Source organism: Bradyrhizobium sp. SZCCHNRI20481 (assembly GCF_032485055.1).
Classification (GTDB): domain Bacteria; phylum Pseudomonadota; class Alphaproteobacteria; order Rhizobiales; family Xanthobacteraceae; genus Bradyrhizobium.
Genome location: NZ_JAUEUE010000016.1, coordinates 34,905 through 60,256, shown reverse-complemented (window position 1 = coordinate 60,256; position 25,352 = coordinate 34,905). Strand labels below are relative to the sequence as shown.

The 25,352-nt window shown below is 66.1% G+C and carries 23 protein-coding genes and 1 pseudogene; 13 read left to right on the top strand and 11 right to left on the bottom strand.

Annotation, left to right across the window (positions count from 1 at the left end):
* Positions 1-19 precede the first annotated feature (19 nt).
* Entirely contained in the window at positions 20-841 is an 822-nt protein-coding gene (locus QX132_RS24705; RefSeq protein ID WP_315733779.1) for a sugar phosphate isomerase/epimerase family protein, read from the bottom strand.
* 229 nt (positions 842-1,070) lie between these two features.
* On the opposite strand from QX132_RS24705, the gene QX132_RS24700 reads away from it, so the two are divergent.
* Positions 1,071-2,201: a hypothetical protein gene (locus QX132_RS24700; protein WP_316163112.1), complete on the top strand. Its 1,131-nt coding sequence runs from the start codon at positions 1,071-1,073 to the stop codon at positions 2,199-2,201.
* A 45-nt stretch (positions 2,202-2,246) separates the two neighbouring features.
* Here QX132_RS24700 and QX132_RS24695 read toward each other — a convergent pair whose 3' ends face one another.
* Both QX132_RS24695 and QX132_RS24690 read right to left on the bottom strand, forming a co-directional pair.
* Complete coding sequence (locus tag QX132_RS24695) at positions 2,247-2,891, bottom strand: PQQ-binding-like beta-propeller repeat protein (protein ID WP_315733775.1); 645 nt, start codon at positions 2,889-2,891, stop codon at positions 2,247-2,249.
* Between the two features lie 33 nt (positions 2,892-2,924).
* Complete coding sequence (locus QX132_RS24690) at positions 2,925-4,145, bottom strand: helix-turn-helix domain-containing protein (RefSeq protein WP_316163111.1); 1,221 nt, start codon at positions 4,143-4,145, stop codon at positions 2,925-2,927.
* An 86-nt stretch (positions 4,146-4,231) separates the two neighbouring features.
* Here QX132_RS24690 and QX132_RS24685 point away from each other — a divergent pair, with 86 nt between their 5' ends.
* Positions 4,232-4,993 carry a DUF899 domain-containing protein gene (locus QX132_RS24685; RefSeq protein ID WP_316163110.1) on the top strand — a complete coding sequence of 254 codons (762 nt, stop codon included), beginning with the start codon at positions 4,232-4,234 and terminating at the stop codon, positions 4,991-4,993.
* 15 nt (positions 4,994-5,008) lie between these two features.
* Positions 5,009-5,311 carry a hypothetical protein gene (locus tag QX132_RS24680; protein ID WP_316163109.1) on the top strand — a complete coding sequence of 101 codons (303 nt, stop codon included), beginning with the start codon at positions 5,009-5,011 and terminating at the stop codon, positions 5,309-5,311.
* Here QX132_RS24680 and QX132_RS24675 read toward each other — a convergent pair.
* Positions 5,250-6,107 (bottom strand): LysR substrate-binding domain-containing protein, encoded by an 858-nt coding sequence (locus QX132_RS24675; protein WP_315733767.1) that lies wholly within the window; start codon positions 6,105-6,107, stop codon positions 5,250-5,252. The two genes, QX132_RS24680 and QX132_RS24675, sit on opposite strands and share 62 nt — an antisense overlap.
* Positions 6,108-6,267: 160 nt before the next feature.
* Here QX132_RS24675 and QX132_RS24670 point away from each other — a divergent pair, with 160 nt between their 5' ends.
* Positions 6,268-7,251: a sodium-dependent bicarbonate transport family permease gene (locus tag QX132_RS24670; protein ID WP_316163108.1), complete on the top strand. Its 984-nt coding sequence runs from the start codon at positions 6,268-6,270 to the stop codon at positions 7,249-7,251.
* An 11-nt stretch (positions 7,252-7,262) separates the two neighbouring features.
* Complete coding sequence (locus QX132_RS24665; RefSeq protein WP_315733763.1) at positions 7,263-7,574, top strand: DUF190 domain-containing protein; 312 nt, start codon at positions 7,263-7,265, stop codon at positions 7,572-7,574.
* Positions 7,575-7,584: 10 nt separating this feature from the next.
* Here QX132_RS24665 and QX132_RS24660 read toward each other — a convergent pair whose 3' ends face one another.
* The 5 genes from QX132_RS24660 to QX132_RS24640 form a co-directional block, all read right to left on the bottom strand.
* Positions 7,585-8,370: an ABC transporter ATP-binding protein gene (locus tag QX132_RS24660; RefSeq protein WP_316163107.1), complete on the bottom strand. Its 786-nt coding sequence runs from the start codon at positions 8,368-8,370 to the stop codon at positions 7,585-7,587.
* Complete coding sequence (locus QX132_RS24655) at positions 8,367-9,140, bottom strand: ABC transporter permease (protein WP_316163171.1); 774 nt, start codon at positions 9,138-9,140, stop codon at positions 8,367-8,369. Before QX132_RS24655 ends, QX132_RS24660 begins: the two co-directional genes overlap by 4 nt.
* A 214-nt stretch (positions 9,141-9,354) precedes the next feature.
* Positions 9,355-10,299, bottom strand: coding sequence for an ABC transporter substrate-binding protein (locus tag QX132_RS24650; RefSeq protein ID WP_316163106.1), 945 nt, complete (start codon positions 10,297-10,299; stop codon positions 9,355-9,357).
* Positions 10,300-10,426: 127 nt separating this feature from the next.
* Complete coding sequence (gene hutC, locus QX132_RS24645) at positions 10,427-11,164, bottom strand: histidine utilization repressor (protein WP_315785525.1); 738 nt, start codon at positions 11,162-11,164, stop codon at positions 10,427-10,429.
* Positions 11,161-12,519, bottom strand: a complete 1,359-nt coding sequence (locus QX132_RS24640) for a formimidoylglutamate deiminase (protein WP_315733755.1) — start codon at positions 12,517-12,519, stop codon at positions 11,161-11,163. Before QX132_RS24640 ends, hutC begins: the two co-directional genes overlap by 4 nt.
* A 91-nt stretch (positions 12,520-12,610) precedes the next feature.
* Here QX132_RS24640 and hutI point away from each other — a divergent pair, with 91 nt between their 5' ends.
* From hutI to QX132_RS24620, 4 genes and pseudogenes are all read left to right on the top strand, one after another.
* The gene (gene hutI, locus QX132_RS24635; protein WP_316163105.1) at positions 12,611-13,825 is read left to right on the top strand and encodes an imidazolonepropionase; all 1,215 of its coding nucleotides are present in this window, start codon (positions 12,611-12,613) and stop codon (positions 13,823-13,825) included.
* Entirely contained in the window at positions 13,822-15,369 is a 1,548-nt protein-coding gene (hutH, locus tag QX132_RS24630) for a histidine ammonia-lyase (RefSeq protein ID WP_316163104.1), read from the top strand. Before hutI ends, hutH begins: the two co-directional genes overlap by 4 nt.
* A 9-nt stretch (positions 15,370-15,378) precedes the next feature.
* On the top strand, positions 15,379-17,049 hold the full coding sequence (hutU, locus tag QX132_RS24625) for a urocanate hydratase (RefSeq protein ID WP_316163103.1): 1,671 nt from the start codon (positions 15,379-15,381) through the stop codon (positions 17,047-17,049).
* Positions 17,050-17,156: 107 nt separating this feature from the next.
* A pseudogene (locus QX132_RS24620) lies at positions 17,157-17,294 on the top strand (magnesium chelatase ATPase subunit I); the annotation flags it as partial.
* 5 nt (positions 17,295-17,299) lie between these two features.
* Here QX132_RS24620 and ppsR read toward each other — a convergent pair.
* The gene (gene ppsR, locus QX132_RS24615; RefSeq protein ID WP_315785537.1) at positions 17,300-18,673 is read right to left on the bottom strand and encodes a transcriptional regulator PpsR; all 1,374 of its coding nucleotides are present in this window, start codon (positions 18,671-18,673) and stop codon (positions 17,300-17,302) included.
* A gap of 474 nt (positions 18,674-19,147) precedes the next feature.
* Positions 19,148-20,068, bottom strand: coding sequence for a LysR family transcriptional regulator (locus QX132_RS24610; RefSeq protein ID WP_315755203.1), 921 nt, complete (start codon positions 20,066-20,068; stop codon positions 19,148-19,150).
* 136 nt (positions 20,069-20,204) lie between these two features.
* On the opposite strand from QX132_RS24610, the gene QX132_RS24605 reads away from it, so the two are divergent.
* The 4 genes from QX132_RS24605 to fba are packed head-to-tail and all read left to right on the top strand — an operon-like array spanning position 20,205 to position 25,334.
* Entirely contained in the window at positions 20,205-21,248 is a 1,044-nt protein-coding gene (locus QX132_RS24605; protein WP_315733743.1) for a class 1 fructose-bisphosphatase, read from the top strand.
* A gap of 35 nt (positions 21,249-21,283) precedes the next feature.
* Positions 21,284-22,159 carry a phosphoribulokinase gene (locus QX132_RS24600; RefSeq protein ID WP_315733741.1) on the top strand — a complete coding sequence of 292 codons (876 nt, stop codon included), beginning with the start codon at positions 21,284-21,286 and terminating at the stop codon, positions 22,157-22,159.
* Complete coding sequence (tkt, locus tag QX132_RS24595; RefSeq protein ID WP_316163102.1) at positions 22,156-24,207, top strand: transketolase; 2,052 nt, start codon at positions 22,156-22,158, stop codon at positions 24,205-24,207. The genes QX132_RS24600 and tkt overlap by 4 nt, the downstream gene beginning before the upstream one ends.
* Before the next feature lie 44 nt (positions 24,208-24,251).
* The gene (gene fba, locus QX132_RS24590; protein ID WP_315733737.1) at positions 24,252-25,334 is read left to right on the top strand and encodes a class II fructose-bisphosphate aldolase; all 1,083 of its coding nucleotides are present in this window, start codon (positions 24,252-24,254) and stop codon (positions 25,332-25,334) included.
* Positions 25,335-25,352 lie beyond the last annotated feature (18 nt).

Here is a 25,352-nt window from a genome sequence, read left to right as displayed (position 1 = left end):
GAAATGAGGATGCGTTGGCTTATTGAGCGAGCTCGAGCGAGGCGAGATACGCTGCGCCGGCCTTGACGTGATCATGGTTGCGCAGTTCGAGGATCAGGCGCGGGTTGGAATTGAGTCGGGCGAGCGCGCGGAACACGGCGACCCAGCGGATATTGCCTTCGCCCGGCGCCCAGTGGCGGTCGGCGTAGCCGTCGGTGTCCTGCAGATGGACATGGGTCAGCATGTCGCCGGCAGAATCGACGTAGTAGTCGACGGGCGGCGCGCCGGTCGAATGGTGCGCGTAGTTGGCATGGCCGGTGTCGAGCGAGACCCGCACCTTGCTGCTGCCCAGCGCCTTCGCCAGTCCAACGCGATCCTGCGGGTTCTTGTCCTCGATGTTCTCGATCACGATCTCGCAGTTGGCCTGCTCGGCAGAGGCAATGACGTCGGTCAAGGTCGCCCGCACGCGCTCGATCAGCGCCTCGCGATTGTCCGGCAGCATGTCGATGTTGTTGGCATCCCAGGTCGTGTACGGCGAGTGGATCACCATCTGGGTGGCGCCGAGAAATTCGGCGACCTCGAGCCCCTGCAGCAAGCGTTTGGTCACGGCGCGGCGGATCATCGGGTCGTGGCTGTCGATCTTGAAGCCCCAGAACGGGCCGTGGATGCCGAGCCGACCGGTGTGCCCGTCCAGCATCGACTTGATCTCCTTGGCGGTGCTGCGCCAGTCGCTGTCGAGAAGGTCCGCGCGGAAGAAGTCCTGGATCTCGAGATCGCGTTGACGTTGGAGCAGCCAGTCGCGATGAGCCGGAATGGACTTGACGGAGAGGGCGGCGCCGAGCACCGGCAGCGTGGTGGTCATGTCGAGGAAACCCTTTCGAGGAAGCCCTTGGCCTGCGTGAGACCCGGCAAGCGCTAGCGGAGTTCGATGACGCTCCCATGAAGGGCTGTGGAGGACGTCCGCGACATGTTGTGCCTTCGTGGGCACGAGGCCGGTCGGCCTCGCAATCCCTGGGGTGGTCGCACGTTGTTCGCTGCTACTTGACGTAGCCGCGGGAATTGCAACAATGCGGCGAAAACGGGGAATTGGGATGACGGTACGGCGTGCGGTCCTTGGACTGATGGCTTCACTCCTGGCGCTGGCGACAGCTGCGTTGAATGAGCCTGCGCATGCGAAGGGGCCTTACGGCTCCATCTCCGTCGCGGGCTGGTCGGGCGGCGCCTACACCGACGACAACACCGGAAAATTCTCGAGCTGCATCGCTTCCGCCAGCTACAAGAGCGGCATCAATTTCGGTGTTCTCGCGCTGCCGACCTTCAACTGGGCTCTCGCCTTCATCCATCCCGGCTGGTCGCTGTCGCAGGGACAGAAGTTTCCCATCGTGCTCAGCTTCGACGGGCGCAATTCCTACAATGTCGAGGGCTCGGTGTGGTCGGCCAACATGGTCGTCGTGCCGATGCCGAACGACTCCAGCCTGATCAAGGCATTCAGGGCGGCACGGACGATGTCGGCCTTCGCCCAGGGCAATCTGTTCCAGTTCGATCTGAACGGCACGTCGGTGCTGCTGCCGTCGCTGGCGAATTGCGTGCGCATGATCAATGCCGGCGGAATGGCGGCCGCGACGAATTTCACCGTGCAGCACGGCGCTCCCTCGGCGCAGCGTCAGGGAGCGCCGCCCGCCGCCACCGCGACGGCGAGCACGCAGCCGGCGCGGGCGTCGGAGGACTCTCCCGAGTTGCAATTGGAAGCGATGCAGATCGCCTCCAACTTCATTCTCAAAGCCGCGCTGTCGCATCCGGCCATTCTGGGCGGGGGCGAACGGCCAGTGTGGTTGACATCGGGCGGGGTCGCCTGGAAGGCCGACAACGCCACCGGGTTCGTTCGGATCGTGCCGCCGCAGCGGAATGTCGACGGCCTCGAAGTCGCCGCCACGATCATCGGCAACGACGCGCGCGACTGCAAGGGCAAGTTCATCTCGGCGCGCAACAGCGAACTGGTCGACAGCGCCGTCGTGTTCCGCGGCATGTCCTCCTGCGAGGACAGCGAGAAGTCGGACATCGCCGAATACTTCATCTTCCCGCGCAAGGCCGGCGGCTTCGTCCTGTTCTCGGTGGTCACGCCGACCAAGCCGGTCGGTGGCGGCGGTGGCCAGCAGCTGCAGACCCGCGAGGAAGCCAACGCCAACTTCCGCAAGGCGGCCTATACGTCGATCGGGAAATAGGGCTGCCTTCCCTTCGCTACGCCGTCCGCGGGTCGATTTGCCGGCTCACCCTCGCGACCGCTTCGGCCGCCTGACGGCGCGGACCTTGCCGCTGCCGCCGCCGCCGCAATACAGCGTCTCGCCGCCGTCGGATTCCATGCCGGAGACGCCGGTGCCAGCAGGCATGTCGAGCTGGTCGAGCACCTCGCCGGTCGCGGGATCGATGCGCCTGATGTCGCTGACGTCGTCTTCCCAGGTGCCATGCCAAAGCTCGCCATCGACCCAGGTGACGCCGGTGACGAAACGCGTGCACGGGATGCTGCGCAGGATTTGCCCGGTCGCGGGATCGATCTGGTGGATCTTGCGATCGCGATAGGCGCCGACCCAGAGCGATCCCTCGGCCCAGGCGAGCCCCGAGTCCCCGCCTCCCGACGGCGCCGGGATCGTCGCGAGCACGCGGCCATTATCGGGATCGACCTTGTGAATGCGATCTTCGGCAATCTGATAGAGGTGCCGGCCATCGAACGCCGTGCCGGCATGCGAGGGGATATCCAATGACTTCCGTACCGCGCCGTCGGCCGGATCGAACGCCTTGATGCTGTTGCCGGTCGCGATCCACACCTGCCGACCGTCATAGCTGACGCCGTTGACGCGCTCGGCGTCGTCGAACGGGCCGTACTCGCGAATGATCTCTGCGGTTGCTCGTGTCATGTCTGCCATCCCACTTTTTCCGATGGACCCACGCTAGTCGAGCGACGACCACGCCGGGAGTAACAACGCGGTCGCGAATTCCGGCACGACGGGGCAGGTCCAGCGTTGCGCGCGGCCCCGACCGAACGACTGGACCCTGCCGGACGATGCCAGTCCATCGAGGGCACGCTGCACGGTTCGCTGGCTCGCGCCCAGCGCCAGCGCAAGGCCGGAGCTTGACCATGCCTCACCGTCGGCGAGGCAAGCAAGCACGGTGGCATTGTCGTCCTCGATCGGCTGTGCGAGGACGACGACGTCGTGATCGCGACCCGGCACCAGGGCAAAGCCGTCGCGCGTGGCATTGATATCGGCCAGGCCATGGAGGAGCTGGCGCAACCGTCCGATCTCGACGCGCAGGCGGGCGCGGTGCGACTCGTCGGCTTCCTTGCCGCGGAATGCATGCGCGATCAGTGCGGCCCGCGGCACATCATCGGGGACCCCCTCGGCCAGCCGCCGGGCGAGTGCAAACAGCACCGGGCGCCGCGCCAGCGACACGATCTGGCTCGCCCGGCGTACCGCCAATCGGCAGGCATCGACGATCAGCACATCCGACCGGAACAGCGATTCGACGTCGTCGAGCTGCAGCAGGCGTTCCTCGCCGCGCAGGATCATCCGCGCGGCCGGCGCCGACAGCGCCGACGAGGCCCGCTCGATCTCCGCCTGGAGCTCCGGAATGCGGGCCTGCCGCGCCGACCGCGTCGCGCGCTCGAGCGCCGATCGCGCGGTCTTTGTTTGTAGACGGCGCAAGGCCAGTCCGGCGACGATCAGCTCGTAGATCGTGCGTGCGGCCGGCAGCAGCGGCGAGGGATCGAGCTCGGCGAGGCCTCGCTCGGCGTCATCGAGGTGCCCGATCAGAATCATGCGCCTGATCTCGAGGCTGCGCGCATAGGCGGCATTGGCGCGGTCGCCCTGCTGCTCCAGGGTCTGGCGTGCGGCCGCGAGCGATTTGGTCGGCCAGCCGAGATCGCGCGCTGCGAGTGCGATCTCGGCCTCTGCGACGGTGCAGCGGGCGCGGGCCAGAACTGCCTTGGGGCCAAAGCTTCGCGCGGCCTGCCGCAGCAGCGCCTTCGCACGCCCGAAATCGCCAAGCCGCGCCATCGCGATGCCGCGCAGCGCCAGCGCCGGGGGATCATCGCGCAACGCAACCCGGTTCAATGCGCCGAGCGGATCGCCCGCAGCGAGTGCCTGCGCCGCCGCTGAGATCAGCGAGTCCATGCAAATCCCGCCATACTTGTCACTCCCGGCCCCTCCCGTACCGATCCTAGTCTGAGCTGCGGTCAACACGCAAAAGGATGACGATCATGACCATGCATATCACCGGGACGCGCGAAGATTGGTTGAAGGCCCGGCTCGACCTGCTGCAAGCCGAGAAGGAACTCACCCGCCGCAGCGACGAGTTGGCGGAGCGCCGCCAGGCCCTGCCATGGGTGCGCGTCGACAAGGCCTATCGCTTCGACACCGAGGACGGACCCGCCGCGCTGCCCGACCTGTTCAGGGGACGCTCGCAGCTGCTGGTCTATCACTTCATGTTCGGACCCGACTTCCAGGCCGGCTGCCCGTCCTGCTCGATGATCGCCGACGGCTTCAACGGCTTTTCGGTGCATCTCGCCAATCATGATGTGATGCTGTGGGCGGTGTCGCGCGCGCCGCTGGCCAAGCTGAAGGCCTACAAGGCGCGGATGGGCTGGACCTTCCCCTGGGCGTCGTCGGCGAGCAGCGACTTCAACTTCGACTTCAACGTCGCGATCACCGAGGAGCAGCAGCGCCAGGGCGGCACCGACTACAACTACCGCACCAGTCCTCCGCTCGGGGCTGGCGACGTGCCGGCGATGGTGGCGGAGATCGCCGCCGGCACCGGCACGGATGGCGCGACCTTCATGCGCGATCGGCCGGGCATGAGCGCCTTCATCCTTGAGGATGGTGCCGTCTATCACACCTATTCGGCCTATGCGCGCGGCCTCGACGGGCTATGGGGCGCCTATCAATGGCTCGATCGCGCACCCAAGGGCCGCAACGAGCAGGGCGTCTGGTGGCGTCGCCACGACGAATACGGCCAGCGCTGACCACGGAGCAGAGCCATGGCGTTCCTCCCGACCAGGATGCGCGCGATGCCCGACATCGCCAATGGTCTCCGCTTCGCTGCGGCGCCGACCTTCGCGCTGATGGCCGTGCTGAACGCCATGGCGCGTGACGGCCGGTCGGACGTGATCTGCACGGCCATGCCGGCGGGCGCGCCGCTCGGCGACATGACCGTGATGTATTTGCTGATGAGCGCGTTCCACCTCGTGCCATGGTTGAAGCGTATCGGCCGCTACCTTGCTATTCGAGCGAGCGGACGATGTGCTGCTTCAGCCGTTGCGCCGGCAGCGACAGACCCTTGACTTCGAGCAGCGCGATCTCGGTGTCCTTGAGATCCGGTAGGTCATGGCCGTCGAGCACGTGCAGGCCTGCCGGCACCATATCCTTCGGCAGCACCGCGAGCCCGAGCCCTGCCTTGACTGCGGCATGCGCGCCGGACAGGGCGGCGCAGGTGTAGGAGATGCGCCATGGCTTCCTCGCTCTGTCGAGCGCCGTGGTGGCGCGCTTGCGGTAGACGCAGGGCGGCGGCGACACCACCAGCGGCACCTTCGCGCCGTGATGCAGGAAGTCGCGGCTGCCTGACACCCATACCAGCGGCTCGCGCCAGACGCGCAGGCCCTTGGCGCGCACCGATGGCTCCTGCTTGACCAGCACCAGATCGAAATCGCCGGCGCGGAAGCGGTCGACCAGGTTGAGCGTCAGGTCGCAGGTGACTTCGAGCGCGACGGACGGATAGGCCTGGGCGAATCGCGCGAGCACCTCGGGCAGATGGCGGGTCGCGAAATCCTCCGGCGTCCCCAGCCGCACCACGCCGGTCATCATCGGCTCGCCGAACCGCGCCACCGCCTCGTCGTTCAGGTCGAGCAGCTTCTGCGCGTAGTCCAGGAACAGCTTGCCCTCGGTGGTCAGCGCCACCGCGCGCGGCGAGCGCTCCAGCAGCTTGGCGTTGACCGCGCTTTCGAGCCGCCCGATCTGCAGCGAGATCGTCGATTGCTGGCGTCCGAGCCGCTCGGCGGCCTGGGTGAAGCTGCCGAGCCGCGCGATGGTCGCGAAGGTGCGCACAAGGTCGATGTCGAGATTGGTCAGCGTCTTCGGCATGGGGCGGTCATGATTGAGAATTACAATGGTAAAGCTTTCAATTATCAATTTTACAAATTATCGCCCTTTGCTGCAAGTGCGGCCGGCGCCCATTGGGGGGCGCCCTTGGAGGGCGGAGGCCGGCACCGGAGGCCGTCCGCCCGATGCGGAGTAGGGCTTCATGGGGCTGACCGAACTTGCGTTTCAGAATCTGCTGTCGCCGATGGTGTTGTTCTTCGTGGTCGGCCTCGCCGCCGCGCTGGCGAAGTCCGATCTCACCGTACCTGAGGCGGTGGCGAAGCTGCTGTCGCTCTATCTCCTGATGTCGATCGGCTTCCGCGGCGGCGTCGAGGTCGCGCATCACGGCATGAGCTGGGATCTGGTCGCCGCGATCTGCGCCGGTATCCTGCTGTCCTATTTCACGCCGATCCTGGCCTATCTGCTGCTGACGCGAATGAGCCGGCTGTCGCCGGTGGACGCCGCGGCCGTGGCCGGACACTACGGCTCGATCTCGGCGGTGACATTTGCCGCCGTCACCGGCGCGCTCAATCTCGTGTCCCTGCCGTTCGCGGGCTACATGGTCGCGGTCGCGGCTGCGATGGAGACGCCCGCGATCGTGTCGGCGCTGCAGCTCGCGCGTCCGCATCGCAAGACCGAAGCGGGAGACGGGCATTCGATGTGGCGCGAGGTGATGCTGAACGGCTCCGTGGTCACTCTGCTCGGTGCCTTCGTGGTGGGCATGATCACCGGCACCAAGGGGCTCGCGACGGTGAAGCCGTTCCTGGTCGATCTCTTCCCAGGCTTCCTCTGCGTGTTCCTGCTGGACATGGGCTTGATCGCAGGCCGCGGCCTGCAGCACGGCCGCAAATATCTCAGCGTGCCGCTGTGCAGCTTCGCCGTGCTGATGCCGCTGATCGGCGCGGCGCTGGGCGCTCTGCTCGCGAGTGCCATCGGGCTATCGGCCGGCTCGGCCGCCGTGCTGATGACCCTCGCGGCCTCCGCGTCCTACATCGCCGTGCCCGCCGCGCTGCGGCTGGCGCTGCCGGAGGCCAATGCGGCGATCCCGCTCACGCTCTCGCTAGGGATCACCTTTCCGTTCAACCTGCTGGTCGGCATTCCGCTCTATATCGGCGCTGCGACGATGCTCGCCGGCGCCGTGAAATGAGGGAGGAGACGATGAAGACATTCGCCAAGAAGCGCATCGATCTGATCATCGAGATGCCGCTGCTGCGACGGGTCACCGAGCGCTTCGACCAGGCCGGCGTGACCGGCTATTCCGTGCTGCCGGTGATCGCCGGGCGTGGCCAGTCCGGCCCCTGGTCGGCCGGCGGCCAGGTCTCGGAGGTCGGCCAGATGGCGGCCATCATGTGCATCGTCGATGGCGGTCGCGTCGATGCCGTGCTCGATGCCGTCTTTGCCGTGGTCCAGCATCAGATCGGCCTCGTCACCGTGTCCGATGTCGAGGTGGTCAGGCCCGAGCGGTTCTGATCGGGGGGGATTACGCCTCCGCCGCTACCTTCAGCGCCTCGGCGCGGATCTCCTCGACCAGCCGCTCCTTGAGCGCCACGAACTCCGGCGAGGTCTTGACCTTGTAGGAGCGCGGATGCGGCAGCTCGATCTTGATGTCGGCCTTGATGCGGCCGGGCCGCGCGCTCATCACCAGCACCCGGCTGCCGAGGAAGATCGCCTCCTCGATGTCGTGGGTGACGAACAGCACCGTCTTCTGGTCGCGCTCCCAGATGCCGAGCAGCATCTCCTGCATCAGCACCCGCGTCTGGTTGTCGAGCGCGCCGAACGGCTCGTCGAGCAGCAGGATCTTCGGATCGTTGGCGAGAGCGCGCGCGATCGCGCAGCGTTGCTGCATGCCGCCGGACAGCTGCTTGGGCCAGTGGTTCTCAAAACCCTTCAACCCGATCTGATTGATGAAGCGGTCGGCGATCGCGTTGCGCTCGGCCTCGGATACGCCGCGCTCGCGCAGGCCGAAGGCGATGTTCTCGCGCACGCTGAGCCAGGGGAACAGCGTGTAGGACTGGAACACCATGCCGCGATCGGCGCCGGGGCCGGTCACCTCGCTGCCGTCGAGCAGCACCTTGCCGCTGCTCGGATGGTCGAGGCCGGCAACGATGCGCAGCAAGGTCGACTTGCCGCAGCCGGAGGGGCCGAGAATGGTGACGAAGTCGTTGGTGCCGATCGTGAGATCGACCGGCTCCAACGCGCGTGTCGGCGCATGGCCCTGGCGGGCCGGAAAGGTGCGCGTGACGTTGTCGATGACGAGCGTGGTCATGCGAGCTTCCACGGAAACAGCCAGGCGTTGAACGCCTTGAACAGGAAGTCCGAGATCAGCCCGATCAGGCCGATGACGATGATGCCGAAGATGATCTGTCCGGTGTTGAGCAACGCCTGGCTGTCGGTGATCATGTGGCCGATGCCGGAGGACGAGCCGATCAGCTCGGCGACGATGACGTAGGTCCAGGCCCAGCCGAGCACGAGGCGCAGGACCTCGGCGATATCAGGCGCAGCGGACGGCAGCAGCACCCGGCCGATGATGCCGCGGTCGCTGGCGCCCAGCGTATACGCAGCCTCGACGAGATCGCGCCTGGTATTGCCGACAGTCACGGTGATCATCAGGATGATCTGGAACACCGAGCCGATGAAGATGATCAGAAGCTTCTGGAGCTCGCCGATGCCGGCCCACAGGATCAACAGCGGAATGAAAGCGGAGGCGGGCAGATAGCGCGCGAAGGACACGAACGGCTCGAGGAACGCCTCGATCGGCTTGTAGGCGCCCATCAACAGGCCGAGCGGAACGGCGATGACGGAAGCGAGCACGAAGCCGCCGACGACGCGCCAGACGGTCATGCCGATATCATAGAGGAAGCCGAACTTGGTCAGCAGATCCCAGCCCTCGTGCAGCATGGTCAGGGGATCGGCGAGGAACGTCTTCGGCACATAGCCGCCGAACGTCGCCAGCGACCACGCGGCGACGAACACGACGAAGAAGCCGAGGCCGAGCGCGGTTCTCGATCTGGCGCTGACGGGGTCGAGGGGACGGATCACGGATCAGGCTTTCGCGTTGGATGCAGCCCGCGAAGGATTGCGGGCTGCGGATGGTGAGTCTGAAAGAGCTCGGAGTACCCTGCTCATTGTTGGGCAAGATGCATCAACGCCGTCACTGCGAGGAGCGAAGCGACGAAGCAATCCAGAGGTCGCACTCTGGGCCCTGGATTGCTTCGCTTCGCTCGCAATGACGGATTGTGCGGGGCGGGCTTTACTTGATGAAGCTCGCATCATACAGATCCTCGATTTTCGGGATCTGCTTGATGATGCCAACCTCGAGCAGGAGCTCGGCGGCCTCCTTGTTGAAGGTCTTGAACTCCGTCTCGAAGAACTTCTGGCTCGCCGCCTTGTCCTGCCAGCGCAGATACTTTGCCGAGTTGCCGAACTGCTCGCCACTCTGCTTCACATCCGCGCCCATGATCTCGTACGCCTTGGCCTGGTCCTTGGCGATCATGTCGAGCGCCTCGTAGTAGCTGTCGGCGAGCGCCTTGGCGGCCTTTGGGTTCTCAGTCAGGAACTTCGGCGTGCAGCCGAACGTATCCATCACCATTGGATAGTCCAGCGTGGTCGCGATGATCTTGCCCTTGTCGGGAGCGGTGCGCACCGTCGACAGATACGGCTCGTAGGTCATCGCCGCATCGTTCTGGCCGGCGACGAAGGCCTGCGCGGCGGCGGCCGGCTCCAGGTTCACGATGGTGACGTCCTTTACCGTGAGGCCGTTCTTCTTGAGCATCCAGGCCAACCCGAAATAGGGCGAGGTGCCGGGTGCAGACGCGGCGACGGTCTTGCCCTTCAGGTCCTTGATGGAAGCGATGTCGTTGCGCACGGCCATGCCGTCGGCGCCGTAGCTCTTGTCGAGCTGGAAGATCTGCTTGGTGGCGACGCCGTTGGCGTTCCAGGAGATCCAGGTCTCGACCGTAGTTGCCGCGCACTGCACGTCGCCGGCGGCGATCGCGAGGTGGCGATCCTTCTGCGGGATCTTCTTGATGGTGACGTCGAGGCCGTTCTTCTTGAAGATGCCGGCTTCCTTCGCCAAGGTCAGCGGCGCGAAGCCGGTCCAGCCGGAAATGCCGATGCCGACCTTGACGTCATCGGCGTAGGCGGTCGTCGAAGTCAGGAGCGCGGCCGTTACTGCAAGTAGCCCGAATCTGCGCATCGTCATCGTCCTTTGCGGTGGGAGGAAACTGGTCGCGCGGCTCGCGCGCCGTCAAGGCTGCGCGGTCCGCCTGCGTCTGCAAGCGTGCTTGCAAATCTCGTGCTCAGGCCGGGCGCGCTTGATCGTTTCATTCGCTGCCCCTGAACCGCGCCACAAGCCGATGCTGCTCGCCGGGATAGACCAGCCGCACCGCTGTGAGCGGCTGGTTCTGGCGCCAGGTGTGCCGCTCGATCACGAGGCAGGGTGCGCCGATCGCGATGTCGAGCCCATCGGCGATCGCCTCGTCGGCGACGATGGCGCTGATCGCATGCTCCGCTTCGGTCCATGGCACGTGATGTAGCAGCCAGGAGCCGGGCGGATCGACCTTGAAATTGGCCTTGGCCGCGTCGGGGACGGCATCGAGGTCGATCAGGCGATCCTCGATCGCGAATGGCAAATTGTCGGCGCTGTGCCGGCAGCGGATCGCGATCACCTTGCATGGCGTCTTGACGCCGAGGCGCTCGCGATCGGCCGCGTTGGCGGTGCGGCGCGTCGATGAGATCAGCTCGTAGCCATAGGCGCGGCCGAGCGCGCCGATCTCGGCGCGGATGTCGGGGATCTTCAGCACGGCCGACAGGAATTGCGGTCGCCGCACGAAAGTGCCGGCGCGCCGCCGCCGCTCGATCAGGTCGGCCTGGGCAAGCTCCGACAGCGCCTTGTTCACGGTCATGCGCGAGCAACCATAGTGCTCCATGATCTCGTGCTCGAACGGGATGCGATGGCCCGGCGGCCATTCGCCGGTGAGGATGCGGCGCTCGATGTCCTGCCGGATCGTCTTGTAGAGCGTGCCGGTTGCCTGCTTGGCGCTGTCATCGGCGAGGCTCATGCGAGCAGCCTCCGCACGGCTCTGTTGAAGCCGCGCCGGGCCGTGTCGCGCGAACGATGGTGGCCGCCCTGGACGACCTTGGCGCCGCCGGCCCAGACGCAGTCGATCGCGTCGTTCGACGTCGCGAAGATCCAGCCGTCGAGCAGCGCATCTTGCGTCCGCCCCGCGAGCGAAGGATGCGTCAGATCGAACGTGACGATGTCGGCACGGCCGCCCACCTGCAGCCCGGCGAGAGATTGCGCCAGCGCCTGCGCGCCGCCGGCGAGCGCGGCATCGAGAAGCGTGCGGCCCGTCGACGCATCCGGACTTGACGTCAGCACGTTGCGCTCGCGATGCGTCAGCCGCTGGCCGTATTCGAGCTGGCGCAACTCATCGCTAACGCCGACCAGCACGTTCGAGTCGGTGCCTACGCCGATGCGTCCACGCGCGCGCAAGAAGTCGCGCGCCGGGAAGATGCCGTCGCCGAGGCTGGCTTCGGTGATGGGGCAAAGGCCGGCCGTCGCGCCGCTGCTCGCGAGTGCCGCCGTTTCATCCGGCGTCATGTGCGTCGCGTGGATCAGGCACCAGCGAGCATCGACGGCATGATGATCGAGCAGCCATTGCACGGGACGCTGCGCCGACCAGGCCAGGCAGTCCTCGACCTCCTTGACCTGCTCGGCGGCGTGAATGTGGATCGGGCCGCCGTCCGCAAGCGGCAACAGCGTGCTCAGCTCATCCGGCGCGACGGCGCGCAGGCTGTGCGGCGCGATGCCGAGATTGGCGCCGGCAAGAGTGCTGATAGCCCTGCGCGACGCCGCGAGCAGCCTCTCGAAGCGATCGACATCGCAGATGAAGCGCCGCTGTCCCTCATGCGGCGCGGCGCCGCCGAACCCGCCATGCGCATAGAAGCTCGGCAGCAGCGTCAGGCCGATGCCGGATGATTGAGCTGCACCGGCGATGCGCACCGCCATCTCGGCGATGTCGGCGTAAGGCGTGCCATCGCGATCATGATGCAGATAATGGAATTCGCCGACCCGCGTAAAACCGCGCTCCAGCATCTCGACATAGAGCAGCGTCGCGACCGCCTCGACATCGTCAGGGCTCATCGCCAGCGCGAAGCGATACATCGTCTCGCGCCAGGTCCAGAACGTGTCGGTGGAAGGACCGCTGATCTCGGCAACCCCTGCCATGCCGCGCTGGAACGCGTGACTGTGCAGGCTGGCGATGCCGGGGATCGCGACCTCATGTTGCTCGTCGGCGGAGGTCGGAGGCACGCCCGCGGTGACCGACGCGATTGTGCCGTTGCTGATGACGACCTGCACGTCCTCGGCCCAACCCTTGGGCAGAAGCGCGGATGCGAAGTGCAGTGACGCCATGATCGATAAGCCCGCTGGACAGGACGGCGGAAGCGAGTTTATGTATAGACATATCGCCCGTCAAGCTTTCGTGAAGTTGGGAGGCAGCAGCATGGCCGAGCGCTTCGATCGGATCTGGCACAATGCGCGGCTCGCGACGCTGCGCGAGGGGCAGCCGGGCCTCGGCGTGATCGAGCAGGGCGTGGTGGCCGCGCGCGGCGGCCGCATCGCCTTTGCCGGCCCGCAGTCCGATTTTCCAGCCAATGCGGATGCGCCCGAGCGCATCGATTGCGAGGGCCGCTGGATCACGCCGGGCCTCGTCGATTGTCACACCCATCTCGTCTACGGCGGCGACCGCGCCCATGAGTTCGAGCTGCGCTTGGCGGGCGCGAGCTATGAGGAGATCGCCCGTGCTGGCGGCGGCATCGTCTCGACCGTCGCTGCAACGCGCGCCGCCAGCGAGGAGGCGCTGGTTGCAAGCGCTCTGCCGCGGCTCGATGCACTGCTCGCCGAGGGCGTCACCACGATCGAGATCAAGTCCGGCTATGGCCTGGAAACCGCAACCGAGCTGCGGCAATTGTCCGCAGCCCGCGCGCTCGGCAGCAGGCGGCCGGTCGGCGTGCGCACCAGCTTTCTCGGCGCCCACGCGCTGCCGGTGGAGGCTGGCGGCGACAAGGACCGCTACATCGATCTCGTCTGCAATGAGATGCTGCCGGCGGTCGCAAGGTCGTGCCTCGCCGATGCCGTCGATGCGTTCATGGAAAACATCGCCTTCTCTCACGCGCAAACGTCGCGGGTATTTGCTGCGGCGAAAGCGCTCGGCCTGCCGGTCAAGCTGCATGCCGACCAACTGTCCAATCTCGGTGGCGCTGCGCTCGCCGCCGAATTCGGCGCGCTGTCGGCCGATCATCTCGAGCACACCGACGATGCCGGCGCCGCCGCGATGGCGCGCGCCGGCACGGTCGCAGTGCTGCTGCCCGGCGCCTACTACTTCATCCGCGAGACGCAGAAGCCGCCGGTCGAGCTGTTCCGCAAACATGGCGTGAGGCTGGCCCTCGCCACCGACTGCAATCCAGGCTCGTCGCCTTTGACCTCGCTGCTTCTCACAATGAACATGGCCGCGACCTTGTTTCGCATGACCGTCGACGAGTGTCTTGCCGCAGTGACGCGCGAAGGCGCCCGCGCACTTGGTCTGTCGGCTGAGACCGGCACGCTCGACGCCGGCAAATGGTGCGATCTCGCGATCTGGGACATCCGCCGTCCCGCGGAGCTGGTCTACCGCATGGGCTTCAATCCCCTGCATCAGCGCGTCTGGAGGGGCCGATGAGCACCATCATTGCAGCGCCGGGCCGCATCGGCCTGTACGATCTCGCGCAGATCTACGCCGGAGCCGCGGTCGCGCTCGAGCCTTCCTATTGGCCTGACGTCGAGGCGGCGGCCGCGATCGTCGCCAAGGCGGCGCAAGGCGCCGAGCCGGTCTATGGCATCAATACCGGTTTCGGCAAGCTGGCCTCGAAGCGCATCCCGCCCGATCAGACCGCGCAGCTCCAGCGCAATCTGATCCTCTCGCATTGCTGCGGCGTCGGCCCGGCGACGCCCGAGCCGGTCGTGCGGCTGATGATGGCGCTGAAGATCATCTCGCTCGGCCGCGGCGCCTCGGGCGTGCGGCGCGAGATCATCGAGCAGCTCCAGGCGATGCTGGCGCACGGCGTGTCTCCGTTCGTGCCGCAGCAGGGCTCCGTCGGCGCCTCCGGCGATCTGGCGCCGCTCGCGCACATGACGGCGGTCATGATCGGCGAGGGCCAGGCCTTCCACGATGGCCGGCTGGTGCCCGGGCGCGAGGCGCTGGCGCACGCCGGCCTGACGCCGGTCACGCTCGGGCCGAAAGAAGGCCTCGCGCTGATCAACGGGACGCAGTTCTCGACGGCCTATGCGCTCGCTGGCCTGTTGCGCGCGCATGATCTGCTCAACGCCGCGCTGGTGGCCGGCGCGCTGTCGGTCGATGCCGCGATGGCCTCGACCGCGCCGTTCCGCCCCGAGATCCAGGCGCTGCGCGGTCATCCCGGTCAGATCGAAGCTGGCCGCGTGCTGACGGAGCTGCTCGACGGCAGCGCCATCCGCCTGTCGCATCTGGAAGGCGACGAACGCGTGCAGGATCCGTATTGCCTGCGCTGCCAGCCGCAGGTCGCAGGCGCCGCGCTCGATCTGTTGACGCAGTCGGCGCGCACACTGGTGATCGAGGCCAATGCCGTCACCGACAATCCGCTGGTGCTGGTCGGGACCGGCGAGATCATCTCCGGCGGCAACTTCCATGCCGAGCCGGTGGCGTTCGCTGCGGACCAGATCGCGCTGGCGCTGTCCGAGCTCGGCGCCATCAGCGAGCGGCGCATCGCCACGCTGGTCGATCCCGCGCTGAATTTCGGCCTGCCGCCGTTCCTCACGCCGGAGCCGGGACTGAACTCCGGCTTCATGATCGCCGAGGTGACGGCGGCGGCTTTGTTCGCCGAGAACAAGCAGCGCGCGCTGCCATGCTCGATCGACTCCACGCCGACCAGCGCCAACCAGGAAGACCACGTCTCGATGGCCGCGCATGCGGCGCGGCGGCTGCACGACATGGCTGACAATCTCGCTGCTATCATCGGCATCGAGCTGCTCGTCGCCGCCCAAGGCATCGAGCTGCGAGCGCCGCACGGCACCAGCGCGGCGCTGTCTGCTGTCATTGCCGCGCTTCGCGCGCATGTGCCGGCGCTGGTGCACGACCGCTACATGGCCGACGATCTCGCCAAGGCGGCCGCGCTCGTCGGTGGCGGTGTGCTGGCCACGGTTGCAACGCATGCACTCGGACGCGATCCGTTTCCCAAGCTTGGATGAGAGGGACCCATGAACCGACGCCTGGACAATGCGCGGGTGATCCGCGCCCCCATTGGCAGCGACATCAGCGCCAAGAGCTGGCTCACCGAAGCGCCCTTGCGCATGCTGATGAACAATCTCGATCCTGATGTGGCAGAGAAGCCGAGCGAACTGATCGTCTATGGCGGCATCGGCCGCGCCGCGCGCGACTGGGACAGTTTTGATCGCATCGTTGCCTCCTTGCGCAAGCTCGAAGCCGATCAGACGCTCGTGGTGCAGTCCGGCAAGCCGGTCGGCATCTTCCGTACGCACCCGGATGCGCCGCGCGTGCTGATCGCCAACTCCAACATCGTGCCGCATTGGGCGACGCTCGATCATTTCAACGCGCTCGATAAAATGGGCCTGATGATGTACGGCCAGATGACGGCCGGCTCCTGGATCTATATCGGCAGCCAGGGCATCGTGCAGGGCACCTATGAGACCTTCGTCGAGGTCGGCCGCCGTCACTACAATGGTGATCTCGCTGGCAAGTGGATCCTGACCGCGGGCCTCGGCGGCATGGGCGGCGCGCAGCCGTTGGCCGCCACGATGGCGGGCGCGTCGATGCTCGCCGTCGAATGCCAGCCGAGCCGCATCGAGATGCGGCTGCGCACCGGCTATCTCGATCGCCAGGCGGCCACGCTCGACGAGGCGCTGGCACTGATGGCCGAGGCCGCCAACACCAAGAAGGCGGTGTCCGTCGGCCTGCTTGGCAACGCCGCCGAGATCTTCCCGGAGCTCGTGCGCCGCGGCGTGCGCCCCGACATCGTCACCGACCAGACCAGCGCGCATGATCCGATCAACGGCTATCTGCCGAAGGGCTGGACGCTGGCCGAGTGGGAGGCCAAGCGCGCGTCGGAGCCGAAGGCCGTCGAGCAGGCGGCGAAGACCTCGATGGTCGGCCACGTCCAGGCGATGCTGGATTTCCACGCCATGGGCATCCCGACGCTCGACTACGGCAACAACATCCGCCAGATGGCGAAGGACATGGGCCTCGCCAACGCGTTCGATTTTCCGGGCTTCGTGCCGGCGTATATTCGCCCGTTGTTCTGCCGCGGCATCGGTCCGTTCCGCTGGGCTGCGCTGTCGGGCGATCCGCAAGACATCTACAAGACCGACGCCAAGGTGAAGGAGCTGCTGCCGGACAACAAGCACCTGCACAACTGGCTCGACATGGCGAGGCAGCGCATCAAGTTCCAGGGGCTGCCGGCGCGGATCTGCTGGGTGGGGCTCGGCGATCGTCATCGCCTCGGGCTTGCGTTCAACGAGATGGTCGCCCGTGGCGAATTGAAGGCCCCGATCGTGATCGGGCGCGACCATCTCGACTCCGGCTCGGTCGCGAGCCCGAACCGCGAGACTGAGGCGATGAAGGACGGCTCGGATGCCGTTTCGGACTGGCCGCTGCTCAACGCGCTCCTGAATTGCGCGAGCGGCGCGACCTGGGTGTCGCTGCATCATGGCGGCGGGGTTGGCATCGGGTATTCGCAGCATGCCGGCATGGTGATCGTCGCCGATGGCACGGCCGACGCCGCGCGGCGGCTGGAGCGCGTGTTGTGGAACGATCCGGCCACCGGCGTGATGCGCCATGCCGATGCCGGCTACGAGGACGCTATCGCGTGCGCCGAGGCCTACGGCCTCGACCTGCCGAGCCTGGCACGCTGAGGGCGTGCATTCCTCACGGGTTGAAGTGCGGCCCCTGATTGTGATCTCATGCTGACAACGCGACGGGAACTCGTCGCGGTGCAGGGGAAGCTCATGGGGATCGCCTTCCGTTCTCGGCCATCGTCGGCCAGGACGAAATGAAGCTGACGCTGATGATCGCTGTCGTCGATCCGAAGGTCGGCGGCGTGCTGGCCTTTGGCGATCGCGGCGCCGGCAAGTCGACCGCGGTCCGCGCGCTCGCAGCGGGCAACTAGCTCCCCTTTTCGGTTTCCTCGTCGTCGCTTTCTTCTGGTTGGCTGAGGTCATACCGATCGAGCTTGGCGTAAAGGCTTTGGCGGCTGAGACCAAGAATTTCGGCGGCCGACGTCCGATTCCCATTGGCGAGCTCGAGCGCCGCACGGACGTAATGCTGTTCAACGACCTCGACCGTGCTCTTCACCAGCTTGCGCAGCGGAGTCTTGCCGACGGATTCGTTCAGGGCGGCCAGCGCGACCCTGAGGTTGTCATGCTCCGCAGTCGGCAACAGCCGCCTGGCGACATTGCGCAGCACCAGCGCAATCCGGGGATGGCCGTCCAGACCATAGGCCGCAGCCGAGATCTCGACCTCCGTTTCGGTGCCGAGCTCGCCTTGGATGGTCGTGGATAGCAGCCGAACGGTGCCGTGGCGCTCGACGTTGGAGATCAGGACCGAAAGGTCGGCGCCCGGGCGCGTCAACCAGCGGCTCAGCTTCTCGCCGATGACCGCCTCCGTCGACCCGATCTCGACCAGTTCCAGAAACGCGCGATTCGCGCGCTTGATGGCACCGCCGCCGTCGATGCTGATGACGGCGTCGGGGAGGCTGTCGATCAGCGCTTCGGGATTGTCCGGCACGAGGCCAGGCTGCGCAGCCTTGCCGATCGGCGCCATCTGCAGCAGGAACATCGGCCCGGTATTGCTGGTCATCAGGGATCCCCTGAGCATCCAGGGGACGGCCTCTGCGCCGAGATGGACCACGATGCCGGGCGCCTTGCCCTGGTCGCGCACGCGTCTCAGCATCTGTTCAACCAGCTCGCGGTCAGTGGCTGGAATCTCCTGCAGAAACTCGCGGCCGACCAGATTGTCCCTGCGGCGGCCGGATGCCCCCAGCGCGGAGGCCGCGGTCCGGTTGGCTTCGACGATGCGCAGATCCCGGACCTTCGTCAGCAGTACGGCCTCGTTGGAATCCTCGATCACGAGCCGGTAGCGCGTTTCGATCTCGCGCAGCTTCCAATAGTCGCGCTCGATGGTCTGCTGGGCCGAGATCAGCCGGGCCTGCAGCTCGGCCACGGCCTGCAGGTTCTTGCCGATCGCGAGCATGCCAGCCCGACCGCCGAGCAGTACAGTCGTGAATTCCATCGGAAGTTCGAGGCCGCTGGGGAAGCGCTGCGTGATCTGGCGGAATGCGGAAATGCCGGTCCGCTTGGTGTCCTGCATGATGCGTTCGATCTTCTCGCTCGCACCGTCGACGATCTCGGACCAAGGACGGCCAAGCCACACGTCGACATTTTCGGATGACATGTTGGGAGACAGCGTCGCCTCACGGATCACGCCGTCCATGTCGAGCAGTAATGTCACGTCGGCGCGTGGACCGTGAAATTCGGCCATGGTCTAGGCACCCGTTGGAGACGCTCAAGGACCACGGCCGACGCCGTCGGCGCCCATCTTGAAGGCGCTAGGTCGCATCCCGCTAACGTCTTGAGAGACTCGACAGTCCATGCTGCGCCCTCAGTGTCAAGGCTTATTTACAAGCACATACTTCCAACGGTATCCCTGCGCCTGCCGCATGTTCAAACTGCGGCTTGACCGCTCATTTTCAGCAATCATTTCACCGACACATGGCATGACAAGTATTCATCGCACTAATCACTGTAAGGGATAGCTGCGCGAGGATTCGGAAAATCGGGACAACGCAGGATGCTGAGAGCGGGTGTGGTTGCGACGGTCGTGTTGGCAATTTCGGCCGACGGCACTCTCGGCGATCTGGGCCGAGATGGGGCTGGCGCAGGCCGCGTGAGGTCTGGTGCGCGCACATCGAAGTGCGCGCGCACGGTGCCACCACGCCGGTCCCTCACCGTGCCGTCAACGGGGCAGGAACCGTGCGCCCTCCTTGCCGAGGAAATCCAGCATGGCCTGCGCCGGCGGCAGCAGCAGCTTGTCGGCGCGCCGTACCGCATGCCATTGCCGGATCACGGGCAGTCCGGGCACCTTCAAGGTGACCAGGCGGCCCTCGGAGAGCTCGTGCGACACCGTGTGCTGCGAGATGAAGGCGATGCCGAGGCCGGCGATGACGGCCTGCTTGATGGTCTCGTTGCTGTCCATCTCCATGCTGGTCTTGAGATGCAGACCGTGCTTCTCCAGGAAGGTCTCCATCAGCATGCGGGTTCCCGAGCCGCTCTCGCGCGTGATGAACACCTCGCCCGCGAGCTCTGCGGCCGCGATCCGTTTTCGGCGCGCGAGCCGGTGCCCCGCCGGCGCGACGATGACATGCGGATGCTTGCCCATCGGCCGCATGTCGACGGGAATGTCCGCCGGCGGCCGTCCCATGATGGCGATGTCGAGATCGTATCCTCTGAGCGCTTCGCGGATGGTGTCGCGATTGCCGATCCGCAGGGTGACGTCGATCTTGGGGAACCGTCGCGAGAATTCCGCTATGGCGAAGGGAACGAAATATTTCGCCGTGCTGACCGCGCCGATCGCGACCCTGCCGCCGCTGCGCCCCGCCAAAATGTCGAGCGCCTGCTCGCAATCCTGCAGCGCCGCCTCGACGCGTTCGGCCAGCGCCAGCACGCTGCGTCCGGCTTCGGTGAGAATCATGCCGTCGGTGGTGCGCTGGATCAGCGGCAGGCCGGCGAGCTCCTGAAGGTTGCGAATTTGCAGCGTGACCGCAGGCTGCGTCAGGTGAAGACGGCCGGCCGCGGAGGTGACCGATCCGGACTCCTGCACGGCTGCGAGCGCGCGCAGCTGGCGAATGGTGAGGTCGCGTGAGAAGCGCCGGCTCATGGAACCCTCGATATAAGGAAAACTTTTGTCGATCCAAAGATAATGAAATTTCCCTAATCACGCAAACCGGGCCTTGATGGGGGTGCGGCACGACCCCTTCGTGCCGCACGCATCAAGCTCTCCAAAGAATGGGCTGATGGCAAGGGAGTGGCCCATGGATCATCATCAGACATTGCAGGCACATCTGGCGGCGCAGGGTGCCGACGCCGACTGTGCCGCGGTCATCGAGGCTCTGGCCGAGGCGGCGCGCGAGCTCGCGCGGCAGATCGCTATCGCGCCGCTGTCCGGCGTCGACGAAGGCGCCGCCACCGTGAACGCCGACGGCGACGTCCAGAAGGCGCTCGACATCGTCGCCGACAATCTGATGCGGGATGCGCTGCGCCGGGCTCCTGTCGCCGGCATCCTGTCCGAAGAGGTCGATCGGCCGGAAACGGTCAACGCTGCTGCCCCACTTTGCGTGGCGATCGACCCGCTCGACGGCTCCTCGAACCTGCAGAACAACATCTCGGTCGGCACCATCTTCTCGATCCGGCCGCGCGGCCGCGACGTGCTCTCCAGCTTCTTCGAGCCCGGCACCGCGCAGCGTGCCGCCGGCTTTTTCGTCTACGGACCGCAGACCTGCCTGGTGCTCGCGATCGACCGCCGCGTCGATCTCTACGTCCTGCATCCGACCTTGCACGAGTTCATGCTCGCCAAGTCCGGAATCCGCATCCCGCAGGATACGCCGGAGTTCGCCATCAACGCCTCGAACCGCCGGCACTGGAGCGGGACGGTGCGCAACTATGTCGACGAATGCCTGGCGGGCGCCGCGGGCCCGCGCGGCCGCGACTTCAACATGCGTTGGATCGCCTCGCTGGTCGCCGAGGCCTATCGCATCCTGATGCGCGGCGGCGTGTTCCTCTATCCGGCCGACTCCCGCCCCGGCTATCGTGAGGGCCGGCTGCGGCTGGTCTACGAGGCGCATCCGATGGCGCTGATCATGGAATGGGCCGGCGGCTCGGCCTCGAGCGGCCGTTCGCGCATTCTCGAACTGTCGGCGCGCTCGCCGCATCAGCGCGCGCCGCTGATCATGGGCGACGTTCGCCTTGTTCGTGACGTCGACCAGCTGCACGAGGGTGTCGAGCCGCTGTTCGAAACCAGCGATGCGCCCCTGTTCGCGCGGCGCGGCCTGTTCCGCTGAGCCTGCCTGCCGAACGCGCCTTCCGGAGAAAAGTCATGTCACGTCGTCATCCCATCATCTCGATCACGGGCTCGTCGGGCGCCGGCACCACGTCCGTCAAGAAGACCTTCGAGAACATCTTCCGCCGCGAGAACGTCAAGGCGGCCTACATCGAGGGCGATGCCTTCCATCGCTACAATCGCGAGGAGATGCGCCGCAAGATGGTCGAGGAGGCCGAACTCGGCAACAAGCACTTCAGCCATTTCAGCCCCGACACCAACCTGTTCGAGGAGCTCGAGAAGACCTTCCGCGATTACTCCGAGACCGGCACGGGCATGACGCGCCACTACGTCCATGACGAGGAGGAGGCGCGGCTCTACGACACAAGGCCCGGCAACTTCACCGACTGGACGCGGCTGCCGGAAGAGTCCGATCTTCTGTTCTACGAAGGCCTGCATGGCGCTGTCGTCACCGAGACGGTCAACATTGCCCAGCATGCGGACCTCAAGATCGGTGTCGTTCCGGTCATCAATCTCGAATGGATCCAGAAGCTGCACCGCGACCGTGCCTCGCGCGGCTATACCACCGAGGCGGTCACCGACACAATCCTGCGGCGCATGCCGGACTATGTGAACTACATCATTCCGCAGTTTTCCGAGACCGACATCAACTTCCAGCGTGTACCGACGGTCGACACGTCGAATCCCTTCATCGCGCGCTGGATTCCCACGCCCGACGAGTCGATGGTCGTCATCCGCCTGAAGAATCCGCGCGGCATCGACTTTCCCTATCTGCTCTCGATGATCCAGGGCAGCTTCATGTCGCGCGCGAATTCGATCGTGATCCATGGTTCCAGGCTCGATCTCGCCATGCAGCTCATTCTCACCCCCATGATCATGCAACTGATGGACCGAAAGAGGCGCACGCTATGACCGCCACCGCCGTGCAGACGCTGGCCCCCAAGACTGATAGCAAGACCGATATCAAGGCCGATCCCAGCCATGCGGAGATGGCGAATGCCATCCGCTTCCTCGCGATCGACGCCGTCGAAAAGGCGAAGTCGGGCCACCCCGGCATGCCGATGGGCATGGCCGATGTCGCCACTGTGCTGTATCAGCGCTTCCTGAAGTTCGATCCCGCCGATCCGGCCTGGCCCGATCGCGACCGGTTCGTGCTGTCGGCCGGACACGGCTCTATGCTGCTCTATGCGCTGCTGCATCTGACCGGCTACGAGGCGGTCACGATCGATGAGCTGAAGAAGTTCCGGCAATGGGGCGCCAAGACGCCCGGGCATCCGGAATATGGCCACACGCCGGGCGTCGAGACCACGACCGGTCCGCTGGGGCAGGGCATCGCGACGGCGGTCGGCATGGCGCTCGCCGAGCGCCTGATGAACGCGCGCTATGGCAACGATCTGGTCGATCACTACACCTATGTGATCGCCGGCGACGGCTGCCTGATGGAGGGCATCAGTCACGAGGCGATCTCGCTCGCGGGGCATCTCAAGCTGAATCGTTTGATCGTGCTGTTCGACGACAACGGCATCTCGATTGACGGATCGACCGGGCTGGCATGCTCCGACGATCAGCTCGCGCGCTTTGCCGCCTCTGGCTGGGCGACCTGCCGCATCGACGGCCATGATCCGGAAGCGATTGCTGCGGCGATCGCGGCTGCGCGGCAGAGCGATCGTCCCAGCATGATCGCGTGCCGGACGACGATCGGCTTCGGTTCACCCGGACGGCAGGGCTCGGAGAAGGCGCATGGCGCGCCGCTTGGGCCGGAGGAGGTCGAGAAGACCCGCGCGGCACTGCACTGGCCCCACCGTCCGTTCGAGGTGCCGGCCGACGTGGTGGTGAGCTGGCGCGAGATCGGCGCGCGCGGCCGCAGCGTGCGCCAGGCCTGGAAGGAGCGTGCGCGCAAGCTGTGCACCGCGGACCGGTCGCCCTGCCACGACGCGCTGAACAAGAAGCTTCCAGCCGCCTATACCGAGCGCATGGCGCAGTTCATCGCGCAGCTCACGGCCGAGCGGCCGAAGATCGCCACCCGCCAGGCCTCGCAGAACGTCATCGATGTCATTGCGACGGTGCTGCCCAATCTGCTCGGTGGCTCGGCGGATCTCACTCACTCCAACCTCACGAAGGCAAAGACGCACAAGTCCGTCACGCCCGCGACCATGGACGGCAACTACATCCACTATGGCGTGCGCGAGCATGCGATGGCCGCGGCCATGAACGGCATCGCGCTGCATGGCGGCTTCATTCCCTATGGCGGCACCTTCCTCGCGTTCGCCGACTACAGCCGGCCGGCGATTCGCCTGGCCGCGCTGATGGGCATCCGCGTCATCCACGTGATGACCCACGATTCCATCGGCCTCGGTGAGGACGGCCCGACGCATCAGCCGGTCGAGCATGTCGCGAGCTTGCGGGCCATTCCGAACCTCCTGGTATTCCGCCCGGCCGACGCGGTCGAGACGGCGGAAGCCTGGGATTGCGCGCTGCGTGCGGAGACCTCGCCGTCGGTGCTGTGCCTGTCGCGGCAGGCGCTGCCGGCGTTCCGCACCGAGGCATCGGATCACAACAAGGTAGCGCTCGGCGCCTACGTGGTCATCGAGCCCGAGGCCGGTCGCGACGTGACTTTGATTGCGACCGGCTCGGAGGTGGCCATCGCGCTGGAGGCGGCCAAGCTGCTGGCGGCCGAAGGCGTCCAGGCGGCGGTGGTGTCGGCGCCGTGCTTCGAATTGTTCCGCAAGCAGTCGGCAGAGTATCGCGCCGAGGTGCTCGGCCATGCGCCACGCATCGGGGTCGAAGCTGCGATCGAGGGCGACTGGGCGCGCTGGCTCGGTGATGCCGGCGAGTTCGTCGGCATGCAGGGCTTTGGCGCCTCGGCGCCGGCCGAGGTGCTGTACCGCGAATTCGGCATCACGCCTGCGGCGGTCGCCGATGCGGCCATGCGCAACATCATCCGGGCGCGGGCTTCCTGAGCCGCGTCACAGAATAGAACATCGAAACAGGGACGGAGATCAACATGGCGCGGATCACGCTCAGACAATTGCTGGACCATGCTGCCGAGCGCAGCTATGGCGTGCCGGCTTTCAACATCAACAACATGGAGCAGGGGCTCGCGATCATGGAGGCGGCCGCGGCGGTCGACGCCCCCGTGATCATCCAGGCCTCGCGCGGCGCGCGCTCCTATGCCGGCGACATCATGCTGTCGAAGATGATCGACGCGCTGGAGGAGATGTATCCGCAGATTCCGCTCTGCCTGCACCAGGACCACGGCAACGACGAGGCGACCTGCGCCACCGCGATCAAGTACGGCTTCACCTCTGTCATGATGGACGGGTCGCTCAAGGCCGACGCCAAGACCGCGGCTGACTACGACTACAATGTCGACATCACCCGCCGTGTCACTGACATGGCGCATTGGGTCGGCGCCTCGGTCGAGGGCGAACTCGGCGTGCTCGGCTCGCTCGAGCATGGCGGCGGCGAGCAGGAGGATGGTCATGGCCTCGAGGGCAAAGTCAGCCGCGAGCAGCTGCTGACCGATCCGGACCAGGCCGTGGATTTCGTCCGCGCCACCAAGGTCGATGCGCTGGCGATCGCGATGGGCACCTCGCACGGCGCCTACAAGTTCTCGCGCAAGCCGGACGGCGAGATCCTCGCCATGAACGTGATCGAGGAGATCCATCGCCGGCTGCCGAACACGCATCTGGTGATGCACGGCTCGTCCTCGGTGCCCCAGGCGCTGCAGGACATGTTCAACCAGTTCGGCGGCGAGATGCCGCAGACCTGGGGCGTGCCGGTCGAGGAGATCGTGCGCGGCATCCGCCACGGCGTCCGCAAGGTCAATATCGACACCGACTGCCGGCTGGCGATGACCGCGATCTTCCGCAAGGTCGGCGCGTCGTCGAAGGTCGAGTTCGATCCGCGCAAGTTCCTGAAGCCCGCGATGGATTCGATGCGCGAGTTGTGCCGCGAGCGGTTCGAGCAGTTCGGCGCTGCCGGCAATGCGTCCAGGATCAAGGTCATTCCGCTCGCCGAAATGGCCAAGCGCTACCGCTCCGGCGCACTCGATCCGCGAGTTGGGGGAATGACTGAAGCTGCCTGACATCCACGGCGATAACGA

Bases quoted from the DNA above. Each gene is read 5' to 3' on its own strand.
- QX132_RS24605 (WP_315733743.1), top strand. From the start codon at position 20,205: ATGGCAAGGGAGTGGCCCATGGATCATCATCAGACATTGCAGGCACAT.
- hutH (WP_316163104.1), top strand. From the start codon at position 13,822: ATGAGCACCATCATTGCAGCGCCGGGCCGCATCGGCCTGTACGATCTC.
- QX132_RS24600 (WP_315733741.1), top strand. From the start codon at position 21,284: ATGTCACGTCGTCATCCCATCATCTCGATCACGGGCTCGTCGGGCGCC.
- QX132_RS24660 (WP_316163107.1), bottom strand. From the start codon at position 8,370: ATGACCACGCTCGTCATCGACAACGTCACGCGCACCTTTCCGGCCCGC.
- hutC (WP_315785525.1), bottom strand. From the start codon at position 11,164: ATGAGCCTCGCCGATGACAGCGCCAAGCAGGCAACCGGCACGCTCTAC.
- hutI (WP_316163105.1), top strand. From the start codon at position 12,611: ATGGCCGAGCGCTTCGATCGGATCTGGCACAATGCGCGGCTCGCGACG.
- QX132_RS24675 (WP_315733767.1), bottom strand. From the start codon at position 6,107: ATGCCGAAGACGCTGACCAATCTCGACATCGACCTTGTGCGCACCTTC.
- fba (WP_315733737.1), top strand. From the start codon at position 24,252: ATGGCGCGGATCACGCTCAGACAATTGCTGGACCATGCTGCCGAGCGC.
- QX132_RS24665 (WP_315733763.1), top strand. From the start codon at position 7,263: ATGAAGACATTCGCCAAGAAGCGCATCGATCTGATCATCGAGATGCCG.
- QX132_RS24680 (WP_316163109.1), top strand. From the start codon at position 5,009: ATGGCGTTCCTCCCGACCAGGATGCGCGCGATGCCCGACATCGCCAAT.
- QX132_RS24705 (WP_315733779.1), bottom strand. From the start codon at position 841: ATGACCACCACGCTGCCGGTGCTCGGCGCCGCCCTCTCCGTCAAGTCC.
- QX132_RS24700 (WP_316163112.1), top strand. From the start codon at position 1,071: ATGACGGTACGGCGTGCGGTCCTTGGACTGATGGCTTCACTCCTGGCG.
- ppsR (WP_315785537.1), bottom strand. From the start codon at position 18,673: ATGGCCGAATTTCACGGTCCACGCGCCGACGTGACATTACTGCTCGAC.
- QX132_RS24670 (WP_316163108.1), top strand. From the start codon at position 6,268: ATGGGGCTGACCGAACTTGCGTTTCAGAATCTGCTGTCGCCGATGGTG.
- QX132_RS24640 (WP_315733755.1), bottom strand. From the start codon at position 12,519: ATGGCGTCACTGCACTTCGCATCCGCGCTTCTGCCCAAGGGTTGGGCC.
- tkt (WP_316163102.1), top strand. From the start codon at position 22,156: ATGACCGCCACCGCCGTGCAGACGCTGGCCCCCAAGACTGATAGCAAG.
- QX132_RS24610 (WP_315755203.1), bottom strand. From the start codon at position 20,068: ATGAGCCGGCGCTTCTCACGCGACCTCACCATTCGCCAGCTGCGCGCG.
- QX132_RS24685 (WP_316163110.1), top strand. From the start codon at position 4,232: ATGACCATGCATATCACCGGGACGCGCGAAGATTGGTTGAAGGCCCGG.
- QX132_RS24650 (WP_316163106.1), bottom strand. From the start codon at position 10,299: ATGCGCAGATTCGGGCTACTTGCAGTAACGGCCGCGCTCCTGACTTCG.
- hutU (WP_316163103.1), top strand. From the start codon at position 15,379: ATGAACCGACGCCTGGACAATGCGCGGGTGATCCGCGCCCCCATTGGC.
- QX132_RS24695 (WP_315733775.1), bottom strand. From the start codon at position 2,891: ATGACACGAGCAACCGCAGAGATCATTCGCGAGTACGGCCCGTTCGAC.
- QX132_RS24690 (WP_316163111.1), bottom strand. From the start codon at position 4,145: ATGGACTCGCTGATCTCAGCGGCGGCGCAGGCACTCGCTGCGGGCGAT.